The organism is Shewanella sp. SM23, from assembly GCF_025654295.1.
Classification (GTDB): Bacteria; Pseudomonadota; Gammaproteobacteria; order Enterobacterales; family Shewanellaceae; genus Shewanella; species Shewanella oncorhynchi.
In genome coordinates this window covers 158,407-174,425 of record NZ_JAKKRM010000003.1, presented here as the reverse complement: position 1 = coordinate 174,425, position 16,019 = coordinate 158,407, and the positions used below count along the sequence as shown (strand labels likewise).

At 45.5% G+C, this 16,019-nt stretch carries 16 protein-coding genes; 11 read left to right on the top strand and 5 right to left on the bottom strand.

Annotation, left to right across the window (positions count from 1 at the left end):
- Positions 1 to 25 precede the first annotated feature (25 nt).
- The gene (locus L5L98_RS05485; protein ID WP_263139171.1) at positions 26 to 1,405 is read right to left on the bottom strand and encodes a Gfo/Idh/MocA family oxidoreductase; all 1,380 of its coding nucleotides are present in this window, start codon (positions 1,403 to 1,405) and stop codon (positions 26 to 28) included.
- A gap of 351 nt (positions 1,406 to 1,756) precedes the next feature.
- Between L5L98_RS05485 and L5L98_RS05480 the strand changes: the two genes are divergently transcribed.
- A complete protein-coding gene (locus tag L5L98_RS05480) occupies positions 1,757 to 2,197 on the top strand; it encodes a hypothetical protein (RefSeq protein WP_131523165.1) in 441 nt (146 codons plus the stop codon).
- Between the two features lie 98 nt (positions 2,198 to 2,295).
- On the opposite strand, the gene L5L98_RS05475 is transcribed toward L5L98_RS05480, so the two are convergent.
- Positions 2,296 to 2,967 (bottom strand): RluA family pseudouridine synthase, encoded by a 672-nt coding sequence (locus L5L98_RS05475; RefSeq protein ID WP_219251542.1) that lies wholly within the window; start codon positions 2,965 to 2,967, stop codon positions 2,296 to 2,298.
- Between the two features lie 75 nt (positions 2,968 to 3,042).
- Entirely contained in the window at positions 3,043 to 3,666 is a 624-nt protein-coding gene (locus L5L98_RS05470; RefSeq protein ID WP_219253881.1) for an ACP phosphodiesterase, read from the bottom strand.
- A 207-nt stretch (positions 3,667 to 3,873) separates the two neighbouring features.
- On the opposite strand from L5L98_RS05470, the gene L5L98_RS05465 reads away from it, so the two are divergent.
- The 10 genes from L5L98_RS05465 (at position 3,874) to L5L98_RS05420 (ending at position 12,351) form a co-directional block, all read left to right on the top strand.
- Positions 3,874 to 4,083 (top strand): hypothetical protein, encoded by a 210-nt coding sequence (locus L5L98_RS05465; RefSeq protein ID WP_263139167.1) that lies wholly within the window; start codon positions 3,874 to 3,876, stop codon positions 4,081 to 4,083.
- Between the two features lie 62 nt (positions 4,084 to 4,145).
- Positions 4,146 to 5,183 carry a tRNA preQ1(34) S-adenosylmethionine ribosyltransferase-isomerase QueA gene (queA, locus tag L5L98_RS05460; protein WP_198572755.1) on the top strand — a complete coding sequence of 346 codons (1,038 nt, stop codon included), beginning with the start codon at positions 4,146 to 4,148 and terminating at the stop codon, positions 5,181 to 5,183.
- Positions 5,184 to 5,344: 161 nt separating this feature from the next.
- Complete coding sequence (gene tgt, locus L5L98_RS05455) at positions 5,345 to 6,469, top strand: tRNA guanosine(34) transglycosylase Tgt (protein ID WP_006082277.1); 1,125 nt, start codon at positions 5,345 to 5,347, stop codon at positions 6,467 to 6,469.
- A gap of 27 nt (positions 6,470 to 6,496) precedes the next feature.
- Positions 6,497 to 6,829, top strand: coding sequence for a preprotein translocase subunit YajC (gene yajC / locus L5L98_RS05450; protein WP_007649452.1), 333 nt, complete (start codon positions 6,497 to 6,499; stop codon positions 6,827 to 6,829).
- 17 nt (positions 6,830 to 6,846) lie between these two features.
- The gene (gene secD / locus L5L98_RS05445) at positions 6,847 to 8,697 is read left to right on the top strand and encodes a protein translocase subunit SecD (RefSeq protein ID WP_028761073.1); all 1,851 of its coding nucleotides are present in this window, start codon (positions 6,847 to 6,849) and stop codon (positions 8,695 to 8,697) included.
- A 12-nt stretch (positions 8,698 to 8,709) separates the two neighbouring features.
- The gene (secF, locus tag L5L98_RS05440) at positions 8,710 to 9,657 is read left to right on the top strand and encodes a protein translocase subunit SecF (protein ID WP_028761072.1); all 948 of its coding nucleotides are present in this window, start codon (positions 8,710 to 8,712) and stop codon (positions 9,655 to 9,657) included.
- 235 nt (positions 9,658 to 9,892) lie between these two features.
- Entirely contained in the window at positions 9,893 to 10,210 is a 318-nt protein-coding gene (locus tag L5L98_RS05435; protein WP_028761071.1) for a DUF2007 domain-containing protein, read from the top strand.
- Positions 10,211 to 10,338: 128 nt separating this feature from the next.
- Positions 10,339 to 10,698, top strand: coding sequence for a rhodanese-like domain-containing protein (locus L5L98_RS05430; RefSeq protein WP_028761070.1), 360 nt, complete (start codon positions 10,339 to 10,341; stop codon positions 10,696 to 10,698).
- 19 nt (positions 10,699 to 10,717) lie between these two features.
- Complete coding sequence (locus tag L5L98_RS05425; RefSeq protein ID WP_263139160.1) at positions 10,718 to 11,629, top strand: bifunctional precorrin-2 dehydrogenase/sirohydrochlorin ferrochelatase; 912 nt, start codon at positions 10,718 to 10,720, stop codon at positions 11,627 to 11,629.
- A 176-nt stretch (positions 11,630 to 11,805) separates the two neighbouring features.
- Positions 11,806 to 12,351, top strand: a complete 546-nt coding sequence (locus L5L98_RS05420; RefSeq protein WP_113941666.1) for a YaeQ family protein — start codon at positions 11,806 to 11,808, stop codon at positions 12,349 to 12,351.
- A gap of 83 nt (positions 12,352 to 12,434) precedes the next feature.
- Here the strand turns inward: L5L98_RS05420 and L5L98_RS05415 are convergent, their stop codons facing one another.
- Both L5L98_RS05415 and L5L98_RS22435 read right to left on the bottom strand, forming a co-directional pair.
- Positions 12,435 to 14,891, bottom strand: a complete 2,457-nt coding sequence (locus tag L5L98_RS05415; RefSeq protein ID WP_263139156.1) for a S8 family serine peptidase — start codon at positions 14,889 to 14,891, stop codon at positions 12,435 to 12,437.
- Between the two features lie 842 nt (positions 14,892 to 15,733).
- Positions 15,734 to 15,838, bottom strand: coding sequence for a hypothetical protein (locus tag L5L98_RS22435; protein WP_371135015.1), 105 nt, complete (start codon positions 15,836 to 15,838; stop codon positions 15,734 to 15,736).
- Positions 15,839 to 16,019 lie beyond the last annotated feature (181 nt).

The window sequence follows — 16,019 nt, the reverse complement described above, 5'->3', positions numbered from 1 at the left end:
TTGTGAGTTTGGCGAAAGCTGCTACTTATGCGCCTACAATCCCTAAGGGTTTGGCCGTTTGCCACGCGCCGCGGGTAAAATCTGGGAAGGTGACTGAGTTACTGCGGTCATTGACTGAATGTTCACTTAAGATATTCACCACCGACCAAGACGCTGCATCGTACACATCCTGATCTAAGGCCTCGCCATTGCGCAGGCAATAAATCATGCGCCATAACATCACAAAATCCATGCCGCCGTGGCCGCCGTTAATCTCAGCTTCTTTGCCTATGCGTTGCCACAGAGGGTGATCATATTTGTCATACCACTTTTGCATGTCCATATCCCACTCGTGGTAACTTTGACCAAAGCCACCATTTTCGACGGCGATACGATTCGGGAAACCCGCAAACACGCCATTTGTCCCTTGGATTAAATTGTGGCGACTGTAAGGTCTTGGGCTCGTCGTGTCATGCTGCACCATGATGGTCCGGCCCTTAACTGTTTTAATCAGGCTGGTATTGATATCGCCATTGATGTACTTGAGCTGATTACGCTCATGATCGGCGGGGAATTCACGTTTAGTATAGAGCGCACGGCCAAGGGCTGGGGAACTCATCGAGGTTAGATAATCAAATCTATCACCGCGGTTGATGTTCATATACTGGGAAACTGGCCCTAAACCGTGGGTCGGGTACAAGTTACCGTTGCGCTTGGTATGCCAATAAGTTCGCCATGAGCCCGTCTTATGGTCGATTTCCTTCATCTGCCAGCGTAGCTCGTGGATATAAGCGGCTTCACCGTGGAGCAACTCACCAAACACACCTTGGCGTACCATGTTGAGAACCATAAGTTCTTCACGGCCGTAGTTGACGTTTTCCATCATCATGCAGTTTTTCTGAGTGCGTTCGGCGGTATCTACAATTTGCCAGCATTCCTCTACTGTGAGTGCTAACGGTACTTCGACAAAGGCATGTTTACCGCTTTCCATCGTCTCTATCGCCATAGGTGCGTGCCATTCCCATGGAGTAGAAATGATCACAATATCAATATCATCGCGGCTTAAGAGATCGCGATAGCTCAGGTCATTACCAGTATAGACTGCCGGTTTTGGCCGATTCTGTTTAACGATATGATCCACGGCTCTGTCCAGCACCGCTAGGTGAGTATCACAAATAGCTTTAAGTTCAACGCCTTCTAAATGACAGAATTGCTCGACATGGCTAAAGCCACGCTCGCCAACACCGATAAAGCCAACTCGAACCACGTCCATCTTGGGTGCTATGAGTCCGATAACGGATTTACCCGTTTGCGGTTTAGGGGCGACACTACTGGCGTAGGCGTTGAGGGCAATATTGGCTGTGACGAGTCCGGCGGTAGCTGCGCCCGCTGCTTTAAGAAAGTGACGACGATGAATGTTATGCATAGCGCTTCCTGCTTTATTTTTGTTTTGTAGGGATATTGAAATATCACTTGGTCTTATTTGTGCGGTAATTCACTTATGGGTTATATCAGAAACCCTATTAAAATTGGCAATAAAAGATGTAACAAACTCATTCATCTAGGAAGATAAGTCTTTTAGCTGCCTTTACTTTAGCGATAAGTAAATAGTGATAAAGATCGCGTTTTTATTTTTAGATTGAGCTACACTGCCGATTAATTAGTCAAAGGTATTTATCTTTTATATTTTAAATATTTAGCAAATTTAAATTAACCAAAAAATTACATTTGACGGGCGATTTGAAGTAATTTGCTGCTGTGGGGAGTAAAGAGTTAAATGGGTTCTATGCTTAATGTACTACCACAACTGACATTCACTTTAGGTGATTGGGTATTGCATAAGGATATCAGGATGTCTGGGATTGAAAAACGCCGTCGCCTTCATTGGCGGGAGACAGATATGCAAAATCGTGAAATTATAGGTCGTTGGTTAGATGGGCGTCCTTTATTGGGTGACAAAATTACCCTCTATAAAGAAGACGATAAATATTTTTTAGAAACTTGGTTTAGCGATGGCTGCCATAGTTTAGATGAAGTCTATATGACGCAAACCCCTGAGGGCCATAAGCTAGAGGATGTTGGTGGCAATTTCTTTGGTGAATTCTTTATCGTGACATCGTCGCAGCAATTACAATTTTGTAATGAGCAGGGCTGCTATTTCCAAGCGGAAAAATTAGCGGCTGATGTCGATTTTGGTCAAGGTATACGCGTCGCTTAAACGACGACAGTCGAATCAGTAAATAACTAAGGTCGCACGATAGCTAAGAGCTAAGTCGCGACCTTTTGCTTTTATGGAATTGTAACGAGTGGCTTAAGTTATTCAGTAAATGGATGTTTGCTGCTAAAAAACAGCGATTTACCCGAATAGGGATGGGTCAAACTTAAGCTTTGTGCATGTAAACATAAACGCGGTTTGGCCTTGATAACCTCGGCATCACCATAAAACTCATCACCCAAAATCGCATGGCCTAGGGCAAGCATATGCACACGCAATTGATGGGTGCGGCCTGTTTCTGGCGAAAGCTCGACTAAGGTGCTGTTTTCTCGGCGCTCTAATACACGGTAGTGAGTGAGGGCGCTTTTGCCGCCAGTCTCTCCCGCCTGTAGCGTTTTTTGATAGGGCGGATGTTCAGTGTCTGGCACTATCGCGAGGTCAATAATCCCCTGATCTTGCAGCACATGTCCCATCACTTCGGCAATATAGACTTTCTTACTCTGTCTATCTTGAAACTGTGTTTTTAAATGCGACTCCGCTTTTTTATTACGGGCGAACACCATAATGCCCGAGGTCGCGCAGTCGAGCCTATGCACTAAAATCGTTTCTGGATAAAGGGCTTGTAAGCGGGTTAACGCGCAATCGAAGGTGTGAGCTGCTCGACCCGGATTAGATAATAATCCCGAAGGTTTATTGATGATAATCAGATCTCTATCTTTATAGCGTATGTCTAGCCAAGGAACAGCTGGGGGTTGGTAATCAAATATCTGCATCTTGTCCTCATTTTTGCACGGCCATACTAGCAAAATTTACGCAGGCACACAGCATAATCTCATGCTTGCTTATTCTTAGAGGGGGGAGGGCAAATATTCTGCAGGCGTCTTACGGCTCCAAATACGGGTATAAGCCATTAGTTGCGGATAAAAAGTGCGGAACGCGGTTTCGATTTCTATCTGCATTTTATTGACGACTTTATGGGCATCTTTAAACAGTGCGGCTTGCGGATGCTGTTTGGCCACTTGTGCTAAGGCTTGTTGTAATCCTTTTTCGGTGGTGTAGCTGCCTAGCCAATCGGCGCTGCGCATTGTGGGCAAGAGTGTAAATAATGCCTCTGGATGGTATGGATCAACGCCTTGCGTGGCGAAAGCATCTAACGCGTCATAGGCCTTGCTGCTGAATTCATCCAAGGGTTGGTGGTGATATTCTTCCCAATAGTAAGCTAAATAGTGATCGAAACTCACCGCCATGAGTTCTGCTGCTATGCTTCTTAAGGGCGCAGGGAAAGCTTCCATTAATTCAATCGTCAATTCATGGCTGGCGCAGAGGGTATTAATCTCTTGGTTTAGCCATAAAGCTTGGCGTAACTCCATTGGGGCTTGCGCAATTGGCGCTTGAATATAGTTACCTGCTACGTTGGCAGCAAGGTGGGTTTTACTGATGTCGGCGAGATGTAAGTGTGTAAGAAAGTTCATTATTTGTGCTTGGTTAACCACGTCGGTTCACGGTATCATGCACAAGCGCGCTTAGGAAAGCGCCGAAGCTAAAAATGCAGTATTTTTTCACTTTTTATTGATAATAACATTTGATTCGCCGTGAATAATTATGGCTGACTTAAACGTTGACATAGTAATCGATAAGGGAAAGTGAAATAAAATCAATAACCTTTTTTAGGATCATGGATGATGTGGAACTGGTTCACCAAAATGCTTGGTAAAGACGAGCAGCAGAAGCGCAAAAAAGTGCTAATAGAAATCCCCTTTGAACAACACCGTTTCAGCATGGATGACTTTAGTCGCTCGCGGCTAAAATTCGATGCCGATGACAATCAGCCCCAAGATGGCATCAATCCAGTGGAACCCGAGCAAGAAGTGGGCACTGGCAATAAGTAATCTTGATCTTATTGGCCTCTAACCATAGACTAGCCGCCGTTCTAAGCTATCTAGAGGCCAATATGCGCGTTGCAGACTTTTCTTTCGATCTCCCCGATGAGCTGATCGCTCGTTATCCTATGGCGCAGCGTAATGCATCTCGTCTGTTAACCTTAGACGGCAACTCTGGCGCGTTAGGCGACAAACAGTTTACCGATTTGCTGGGGATGATTAATCCCGGTGATTTAATGGTGTTCAACAATACCCGAGTGATCCCCGCGCGCATGTTTGGTCAAAAGGCCAGTGGTGGCAAGTTAGAAATTTTAGTTGAGCGTATGCTTGATGATAAGCGCATCCTCGCCCATGTTCGCAGCTCTAAATCCCCGAAAGTGGATTCGTTAATCCATCTCGACGGTGGCTATCAAATGAAGATGGTCGCCCGCCACGATACCTTGTTTGAACTTGAGTTGTTATCAGAGTTAACCATCTTAGAAGTGCTTGAAGCAGTAGGGCACATGCCTTTGCCTCCTTATATCGATAGACCCGATGAAGATGCCGACAAAGAGCGCTATCAAACCGTGTATAACCAAAACCCTGGTGCAGTTGCTGCGCCAACGGCGGGTTTGCATTTTGACGATGCCATGCTTGATGCATTAAAAGCCAAGGGCGTGAATGTCGCGTTTGTGACCTTGCATGTGGGCGCGGGAACATTTCAGCCAGTGCGTGTCGATACTATTCTTGAACACAAGATGCATTCCGAGTGGGCGAATGTGCCGCAGGATGTGGTTGATTTAATCGCGCAAACCAAAGCTGCGGGTAAACGTGTGGTGGCCGTAGGGACGACGTCAGTGCGCTCCTTAGAAAGTGCGGCACGCGCAAGCCTTGGCGAGCTCAAAGCTTTTAGCGGCGATACCGATATCTTTATTTACCCAGGTTATGAATTCCAAGTGGTCGATGCTATGGTGACAAATTTTCATCTACCTGAATCAACTTTGATCATGTTAGTGAGTGCTTTTGCCGGTTTTGATCATGTTATGGCGGCGTATCAACATGCTATCACGCAAAAATATCGCTTCTTTAGCTATGGCGATGCGATGTTTGTGACGAAAAAAGCCCACTAGACCAAGATTTTGTTTTAAAATAGCCGCCCAAAGTGAGATGGTGCGGCAATTTTTTTCGTTAAAAGATTGAACCTTTTAACGCTGTCCCCATCTCTATTGTTAATCAAAATGGCATTAGCCATTAAAAATGTAGTCAGACTGTTTATCTGGCGAGGTGAATTATGAAATTTGAATTAGACACTACCGACGGGCGTGCGCGCCGTGGTCGGTTAATTTTTGATCGTGGCACAGTAGAAACCCCCGCTTTTATGCCGGTAGGAACCTACGGCACAGTGAAAGGCATGACACCGGAAGAAGTACGTGCCACTGGCGCGGATATTTTGCTCGGTAACACTTTCCATTTATGGTTGCGCCCAGGCGAAGAAATCATGCGTAAGCACGGTGACTTGCATGACTTTATGAACTGGCAGCGTCCTATTTTAACGGACTCGGGCGGTTTCCAAGTGTTTAGTCTTGGCGATATCCGTAAGATCACCGAAGAAGGTGTGCATTTCCGTTCGCCTATAAATGGTGAGAAAATCTTCTTAGATCCTGAAAAATCAATGCAAATTCAAGATGCATTGGGCAGTGATGTGGTGATGATTTTTGACGAATGTACCCCGTATCCTGCCACTGAAGATGAAGCGCGCAAGTCAATGCAGATGTCTTTGCGTTGGGCAAGACGTTCGCGTGATGAATTTGACCGTTTAGAGAACCCTAACTCACTCTTCGGTATTATTCAGGGCGGTGTGTATGAAGATTTACGCGACGAAAGCTTAAAAGGCTTAGTCGATATTGGTTTCGACGGTTATGCCGTCGGTGGTTTGGCCGTAGGTGAGCCTAAAGCAGATATGCATCGCATTCTTGAGCATATTTGCCCGCAAATTCCTGCAGACAAACCTCGCTATCTGATGGGGGTCGGTAAACCAGAAGATTTAGTTGAAGGTGTACGTCGTGGTGTTGACATGTTTGACTGTGTGATGCCAACCCGTAATGCCCGCAACGGTCATCTGTTTACGAGTGAAGGTGTGATCAAAATACGCAATGCGCGTCATAGAGATGACACGTCACCACTTGATACTAAGTGTGATTGTTATACCTGTAAAAATTATTCACGGGCGTATCTTTACCACTTAGATCGTTGTAATGAGATTCTGGGTGCGCGTTTAAACACCATTCACAACTTGAGATACTATCAAATGTTAATGGAAGGTTTGCGCGGTGCGATTGAGACGGGTACATTAGACGCCTTTGTGGCGGACTTCTATACCAGTCAAGGTCGCGAAGTACCAGAGTTAGTCGATTGATTTTTTGCTAATAAGAAGAGAAAAACTATGTTTATTTCAAATGCATATGCAAGCGCTGCCGGCGCACCACAAGGTGGCGGCACGATGGAACTGATTTTCATGCTGGCGATTTTCGGCCTGATTTTCTATTTCATGATTTTCCGTCCGCAATCAAAACGCGTTAAAGAGCACAAAAATCTAATGTCTTCATTAGGCAAAGGCGATGAAGTGTTAACCAGTGGTGGGATTTTAGGCAAGATTGCAAAAATCAGCGACGAAAGCGATTACGTGTTACTGAGCTTGAACGACACAACACAAATCACGATCAAAAAAGACTATATTGCAGCTGTATTGCCTAAGGGCTCTATCCAGTCGTTGTAAGCCAAGAGGGCTCAGGCGTGTTAAATAAATACCCAATGTGGAAAAACATTATGGTGATGCTCGTCATCGCCATAGGTTGTTTCTATGCCGTACCTAACCTTTTTGGTGAAGATCACGCGGTGCAAGTGGTGGCGACTCGAGGTGCTGAAGTAACAGCATCTACCCAAGCCAGTGTGAACGAGCTGTTAGCCAGTAAGAGCATTGCGGTAAAGCGCTCTGAGCTTGAAAAAGGTCAGTTGTTGGTCCGTTTGCAAAATGCGGATCAACAGCTACTGGCTAAAGAACTGATTGCTGACAGCTTAGGTGATAAGTTTACTGTGGCACTTAACTTAGCGCCTGCGACGCCTAAGTGGCTCGAGTCCATGGGCGGTAGCCCAATGAAGCTTGGTCTTGACCTTCGCGGTGGTGTGCATTTCCTCATGGAAGTGGACATGGGCGAAGCGATTCGTAAGATGGAAGAAGCTAAAGTCGCTGATTTCCGTTCACAATTACGTGAAGAAACCATTCGTTATGCTGGTATTCGTGTTAATGCCACTGGAATTGAAATCAAGTTCCGTGATGCTGAAAACTTAGCGACTGCCGAGCGTTTTCTTAAGACTCGCAATCAAGATATGGTGTTCACCGATGCTAGCCGTGGCGAAGATTTCGCGCTGCAAGCTGTGATGAGTGAAGCTTATCTAAAGCAGATTAAAGAAGAAGCACTGCAACAAAACATTACTACCATTCGTAACCGTGTTAACGAGTTAGGTGTGGCTGAGCCTGTAGTACAACGTCAAGGCGCCGAGCGCATTATCGTTGAGCTGCCAGGTGTGCAAGATACGGCTCGTGCTAAGGAAATCTTAGGTGCAACCGCATCAATTGAATTCCACATGGTGGATGACAAAGCCGATCCGAATGCTGCGCAATCAGGCCGTGTACCTGCGGGTTCTGAAGTGTATCAGCGCCGCGAAGGTGGCACTGTGATATTGAAGAAAGAAGTGATGTTGACGGGTGATCATATCACTGGCGCACAACCTAGCTTTGACCAGTACAGTCGTCCTCAGGTCAGTATCAACCTCGACGCTAAAGGCGGTACCATTTTCTCTGACGTGACCAAAGACAACATAGGCAAGCCTATGGCGACTTTGTTCATCGAGTATAAAGACAGTGGTGAACGCAATGCCGATGGCAGCGTTAAGATGCTGAAAATTGAAGAAGTAATTTCGGTTGCTACTATTCAAGCACGTTTAGGCCGTAACTTTGTGATCACTGGCTTAAGTCATGGTGAAGCACAAAACCTTGCGCTATTACTGCGTGCGGGTGCCTTGATTGCCCCTGTATCAATTGTTGAAGAACGTACCATTGGTCCAAGCTTAGGTGCTGAAAACATTCAAAGCGGTGTGCAAGCTATGGTATGGGGTATGGCAGTTGTCTTACTCTTTATGTTGGTTTACTACCGTAGCTTTGGGCTTATTGCTAACCTGGCTTTAACCGCAAACTTAGTCATGGTTGTGGGCGTTATGTCTATGATCCCTGGCGCTGTGTTAACCCTACCCGGTATTGCCGGTATGGTGTTGACGGTCGGTATGGCGGTTGACGGCAACGTGCTGATTTATGAGCGTATTCGTGAAGAGCTTCGTGCAGGACGTAGCGTACAGCAGGCAATCCATGAAGGTTATGGTAATGCTTTCTCAACTATCGCCGATGCGAACATCACCACCTTCATCACTGCGCTCATTTTGTTTGCCGTAGGTACTGGTGCGATTAAAGGCTTCGCTGTGACCTTAATGATAGGTATTGCGACTTCTATGTTTACCGCCATCGTGGGTACTCGCTCAATCGTTAACGCGATTTGGGGTGGTAAGCGCGTGAAGACTCTGTCTATCTAAGGGGAAGTGACAATGATTGAAGTTTTATCCTTAAAACATACAGTAAACTTCCTCCGCCATGCACTGCCTATTAGCATTATGTCGGCAGTGTTAGTGCTGGGCTCGCTGGTATCGCTCGCAACTAATGGCGTTAACTGGGGTCTTGATTTCACTGGCGGTACTGTTGTTGAAATGGAGTTTACTCAGCCGGTTGATTTGAATGCGCTGCGTGTGCAACTGACGACGCCAGATTCCGAAGGTGCGATCGTGCAAAACTTCGGTTCTAGCCGTGACGTACTTGTACGTTTACAGGTGAAAGAAGGCGTTAAGAGTGATGTGCAGGTTAAGTCTATCATGGAAGCCGCGCAGAAAGTTGACCCACAAGTGCAGCAGAAGCGTGTTGAGTTTGTTGGCCCACAAGTGGGTAAAGAACTGGCAGAGCAAGGTGCATTGGCGGTATTAGTTGCGCTGATTTGTATCATGATCTATGTGTCGTTTCGTTTCGAATGGCGCTTAGCGTTTGGTTCTGTAGCGGCACTGGCGCACGATGTCATCGTGACCTTAGGGGTGTTTTCGTTATTTCAATTGGAATTTGACTTGACCGTATTGGCGGGCTTGTTGACTGTGGTGGGTTACTCACTTAACGATACTATCGTGGTATTTGACCGTATCCGTGAGAACTTCCTTAAGCTGCGTAAGAGCGATCCTGAAGAAATAGTTAACATTTCAATCAGTCAAACTATGAGCCGTACCATTATTACAACGGGCACGACTTTGGTGACTGTTGTGGCCTTGTTCCTTAAGGGCGGCACTATGATCCATGGCTTTGCGACTGCATTGCTGTTGGGGATTTTTGTGGGTACTTATTCCTCTATCTATGTGGCGAGCTTCTTGGCCGTTAAACTGGGTATCAATCGTGAACACATGATGCCAGTTGAGATTGAGAAAGAAGGCGCAGATCAACCTCCTATGATGCCTTAAAGGTTAATTTGGAGTTAAAAAGCCACCGACGAGGTGGCTTTTTTTGCATCAATTTTTTGAGGCGTATCTGACATTCTGCTAGCAAACTCACAAAGTTATAGTCAGTTATGCTGTAAAAAGTGAATGTTAATTTATTTAACAACTGATGTAAAAATCAGCGCTCGACAGCCTCGGCTATTTAGCAGTAGGATGTCGGCAACCCATATTCTAGAGAGTTGTAGCCGTAGGATGTCGCATGGAAGAACGTAAAGTGTTAGTTGCTGGTGGTAATTTATTGCAGGCCCACACATGGAAAGGTTTATTGGAGGCCTGTGGCATTCATGTTGAACTCAGAGGTGAAGCGTTATTAGGCGGCATTGGTGAACTCCCTACTGGGATGCAAAACGTCGAGTTATGGGTAGGTGAGTCCCAATACGCGTCGGCACAAGTTCAATTGAATGCGTTGGATGTTGAAAGTCCGCAATGGCAGTGTGTGCAATGCCATGAGACTAATGAAGGCAGTTTTGAGCTTTGCTGGCAATGTAGCTCAGAGCGCAGCGAGAGCCACAACTAGTCTTTCACTGGCAACTTTCTCAGCTTTGCGGTGAGGCTGAAAGATTGCGTCTGCAGGATGAGAAGATTACACTTTGCTGATAAGCTGACATTCATTATGTCATTCAATATCTTATCTAGGAGTTAGTGATGCAGCATCCCAATGCATTTTCCGCCCTTGTTGACGCTATTCTGCCTAATATCACCGAAGTGACAATCGAAGCTTATCAGGCCGATGACCGCTGGCACCTTGTTGATGTGCGTGAGGATCGTGAGTGGCTGCAAGATCATTTACCCCAAGCGAAACATTTAAGCAGGGGTATTTTAGAGCGTGATATTGAAGCGCGTTTTCCCGATAAAAATACCCCCATATTACTCTACTGCGCGGGTGGTGCGCGCTCCGCCTTGGCTGCTCATAATCTGCAACTTATGGGTTACACCCACGTTGCCTCTATGATTGGTGGCTATAAGGGCTGGATACAGCGTCAACTACCAGTGGTGCAGGACTAAGCGTTCAGGATCTCATCTAATGCAATATTTCCCCTTGTTTGTCGATACGGTTAACTTAAATGTCCTGCTGGTGGGCGCGGGCGATGTGGCGAGCCGTAAGTTAGCACTGCTGACACGTACTGAAGCCAATATCCACGTGGTAGCGCCAGAGGTGAACCCTGAGGTGCAACGTTATGCAGATGCTGGCCGCATTTTGTTATCCCAGCGTGAAGTCGTCCATGCCGACATTCAAAATTATGATTTGGTGTATTTAGCTACGGCAAACGACAGTCTTAATGCCGAGTTAGCGACCTTAGCTACCGCGCGTGGTATCTGGGTTAATGCTGTTGATAATCCCGCCTTTTGCCGCTTCATCACTCCTTCTATTGTGGATCGAGGTCGTTTAATGGTCGCGATCAGCACTGCGGGCGCTGCACCGGTATTTGCACGCACGATTCGCTCGCGTTTAGAATCTAGCCTACCGCAGTCACTCAAACCGTTATTCGATTTTGTCGCCGATAGACGCGTCGAAGTACAAGATAAACTCGATTCAACCTCGAAACGCCGCTTATTTTGGGAGCGTTTTTTCGATACCAATGGCGACCGTTTCGATAGTCGTACCACCGAGCATTACCATAATGCGTTTAATAACTTAGTCAGCCGCGGCGAAATCCTTTTGTTGGATGATGCAACGTCTGTGGACTTATTGCCGCTCGCCGCCATGCCATTATTACAGCGCCTCGATTGGATATACAGCCAAGGGGATTTGAGCGTCGAACTCACTGAACTTGTTCGCCGCGACGCAGATCGCGGTTTTTTACCCGCATTCAGTGAATTGAGTCAACAGTATGAGCTGGGTACGCGCATGCTACTGGTAGCGGATACGCAAAAAATCAGCTTGTTGAAAGCCCATTTTCCCATGGCTAAACATCTGCGACCCGGAGCGATTTAATTTCTTACCGATTCAGCCTTGGGTTCGATTTAACCTTCTGTTCGATTGCACGTTTTGTTCGATTTCATGGGCGTATTCTATTGTTCGTTTGAGCTAATGCCGAGTCTCAGGTAGACTCGGCAGCCTTATTTTAGGATTTCGCTGTTTCAGGATTTCACTCTGCATTTAGGATGACTATGGCCCTCAAGGCGACCGTGTTTAAAGTCAATTTACAGATAGCCGATATGGATCGGAATTATTACCAAGACCATCAATTGACGCTTGCCCAGCATCCTTCCGAAACCGATGGCCGCATGATGGTGCGTTTACTCGCGTTTATTGTGAATGCCAGCGAAACCTTAAGTTTTAGTAAAGGTCTGTGCGTCGATGACGAGCCAGAGCTATGGGACAAAACCCTATCCGGTGAAATTGATCTGTGGGTTGAGTTTGGTCAGGCCGATGAAAAATGGCTGCGAAAGGCCAGCGGCCGTGCCAAAGTCGTGCAGCTTTTTACCTATGGTGGTCGCAGTGTACCGATTTGGTGGAAACAGAATCAGCAAGCGTTAGAGCGTTATCAGAATTTAAAAGTGTGGAATATTGCCGAAGAGTCCGTCACGGCGATGGAAGCCTTTGTTGGGCGTAATATGGCATTGCAAGTTTCGATTAGTGAAGGCCAAATTTGGTTATCGGATAATGAAACCAGCGTGTTGATTGAACCTGAAATCCTCAAAGATATTGAATAACATGTTTTGTAAAAAAAGAGCCTGCAATTGCAGGCTCTTTCCGTTTATCACTTTTAAGTATCAGTAAGAGTATCGATTTTGATTTATTTGAAGCTCAGTTCCCAGCTATCGATATAACCAGCATCACCACGGCCACTGTCTACGGCTTTTAACTTCCATACGCCGTTCGAATTCGCACCTGTCATATCTGCGGTATAGCTCTTATTGATATTGTCTGCACCAAGACCTGTGTTGTTATGCAGGGTAACCGTTTTTCCTGAAGGGCTGATCAGCTGCACTTTTAAGTCACCAATGTAAGGGTGGACTATGTTCACGACTGCAGTCACAGTACCTGAATCACCTGTGCGAGTAACCGTGATTGGGCTAGTGATCCCCGCCGCTTTGTTATCAGGAATATTATAGTTATCAGTATTGCTATAGCTCGTTGGCGTACCGCCGCCATTAGACGCTGTGTAGCTCGCCGTTAACGACACACCAGTGAAAGCCGAATCGCCTTTCACCATGGCATAGTAAGTGCCTGATTGTACGTTGGTGATTGGACAAGACTCACTATTGCCACTTTTATACGGACGGCAATCGTAATTAGTGGTGGTTGGCGCCGCGCCATATTGCACATACAAGTCCGCATCACCTGTGCCACCGTTCATCACAAAGCCTAGGTTAGTTGCATCTGCTGGAACTTCAAATGAAAAATGTAATTCTTCACCTGTTGCGCCTGCTAAACCTGTTTTCGCCACACCGTTCACGAGAACACTATCGCCCGGTTCGGTTGGATCGACAGGACCCGTTGGACCAGTACAAGATGCGTCTAGGAAGGCTTTTGCTGCAACTGCATTAACTAAACCATAGCCATAGTAGTTGTCACGACCCGCAGTACCAAGATCTTCGGCTGTCATTTTCAATGCGTTACGGACTTGCGCCGCACTACATTCTGGGTGGTAGCTCCACACTAAGGTCGCAACACCTGACACATGCGGTGTCGCCATAGATGTACCGTTGTAGTACTCGTAATCTTTATTGCCTTGGTTGCTGACAGTGACTGTGGCGCCCAGTTGATTGCGCAGTGCTAAGCCTGTTGCACGATCAACAGATACAGAAACCATATTGATTTCGTTGTTAGCATCCACAAGGAAGGGGTTTTGTAAGCCGGGTAATGCCGCGTTACTGTAAACAATCGTCGCACTGGCACCCGCATTCTTACAGGCTTTAGCTGCGTTAATTTCAGGGTAGCTAGTGCCTTGATTACCAACACGTTCCACTAAACAAATCTTATTGGTCATGTTGCCGCAGTTGAAGCTTGTGCCGCTAACGGTACATTCTGCCAAAGTTGCAGTGCTGGTACCGTTAAATGGTGCGGGGACATAGCTGCCACCAGAGGATATCAGGCGATTGTGCGGCACGACACCTGAGTCAAAGTAAGACTGACTGCCGATAGTGATATCGGCTAAACGGCCTTCGCCACGGGTAACAGTCGATAGAACGGCTTCACCAGGGCCTGATATTTCCACTTGGTTAGTGTATTGGGAGAATGCTGAGTGGTCTTTATGGTTATCCACAGAGGCGACAGACATGACGCCATCGTAGGATGCTGGGTAGCTGTGAGTGCTATTCCCCGCGTTACCCGCAGCAGCAATCAGGAGAACACCATTATTATAGTGGGCGGCCAGAGCGTTACGCTCAGTGGTACTAGAACCTGAACCACCTAAACTCATAGTGACAACATTGGCGCCGTTGGTGACACAAGTGTCTACGGCAGCGACTAAGGATGAAGAGTAGCCCCAGCCAGATTCATTAAACACTTTGATCACATGAATATTGGCATTTTGATTTGGCATAACGCCGATCACGCCATCATTGTTGGCAATCGCCGCAATCGTCCCCGCAACGTGGGTACCGTGGGCGTTATTATTGCCCGGCTCAAACCAGTTACCCGTGCCTGAGTTATTGGTCCCTGTGACATTATTGCCACCTAAGTCGCTGTGACTACGGTCGTAGCCTGAGTCGATAATACAAATAGTGCGGTTGCCCGCTTGGCTGTCGCTTAGCTGGGTTGCTCCCACAAAAGTTTGGCCCCAAGGCGTACTTTCACTTAGAAAGCGGCGTGGCATATCTTCTTCGACATATTCCACATCAGCACGAGTTTTTAAGGCATTGATCCCTTTGGCATCGAGTTTCACCGAGTAACTGTTACTGCGGCCGATACGCTTCATTTCCTTCGCTTGTACTTTATTTAATGCGGTATGTTGGGCACTGATTTCAGCCATTTGTGGCTGATAATTCATTGTGGTTGGTAGCGTATCTGTTGTCGCGTCATTGAGTGACTGCAGATCACTCGTTGATTGCACACTATTGGCTGACATGATGGCCGCGGCATCAGTGTTTTTAAACTTCACAATGTAACGCTTTGGCAGTGGGGAGGTTTGTGCTTGTAATGCTGCGGCAAAACCTGGGGCTTGTGGTGCTGCTTGTACACCGGCTGAGATCGCAATAGCTAAGCTTGAAAGGCTTAACGCTATTTTAGTGGTTCTGTTGATTGTCATGTTCTTCTTCCATGGTCAATTTAGTGTTAATCATTATTATTTTATGTTTCATAAGAATAACTACGACTCAGATGCTACTCGGTTAGTGAATTTATCTGCGACCACAGTATTTGTAAATGATTTGTTAACAGTATGGCGGTTGGTAAGTATTTAGATTTAATAGGCATTTATAGTGCATATAAATTCAAATTGTAACGAGTTGTAACCAAATTCTATTAAAATATTTGTTTTTTTATGTGATAAACGTGAATAAGTGAATGCGAATTTACGACTTCATATACGGGTTTTTGATTGATTTTGCTGTTAGCAATGCATTGAAATTTATATATATATTTTTTTGTAATTAAAAATAACAAAAACAAACTTTAAGTTTTCATCATAATGATAAGATTTTCTCAAGTGATTGATTATGCGAAATTGTTGCAAAAGACTGTCAATAGGGTGGCAGTTGCCAATGGATTGACGACGGCTAATATCTCGGTCAGTTTGAAATAACTGGATTGCAACATTGTACTTTAAAGTACGTTGGTAAGACGTTTAGCTATTTGGGCTTTATGTACCGTGTTACTAAGTATTTTTGAATATCAATATTTTGCATAGGTAATCTTAGGTATTTTGAGATCCACAATCGTCCGTTATAGCACTGCTCTATTATTTGTTTGTTATGGCTAATAAGTTCATTTAATCGTTATAAGACTTCTGAAAGTGATAAAACGGTGGATGAATATCACTGCTTAGTGGCATAGCAAAAAAATTAAATTTCCAAGCTTATGATACAGATGATTCCGTAACAAATAGATTAATGTGTTGAGCACAACTTTTTGCGTATTGAGAGCCATATTTTATTTATGGATAAGGAAGGTTAAGTATTGTATGGCCACTTCAGTTTCCATCGTTTCAGGATGATACTCGTGGTGAACGTTAATAATTTTTTTGATCCAATGCAGGTAGTTTTTTCAGTTCTAATCTCTAATCCTGCATACGCATTTATTCTTGAATTAGGTGTAGAAACGGGTTTTTTATATTCATGATATCCGATTTTTTATACTGTTTATTTGCGCTAAATTAATGACTTTGATCAAGTTTCAAAGGAAAAAATAAAAATACTAGTGCACCTGTGCCATCCTT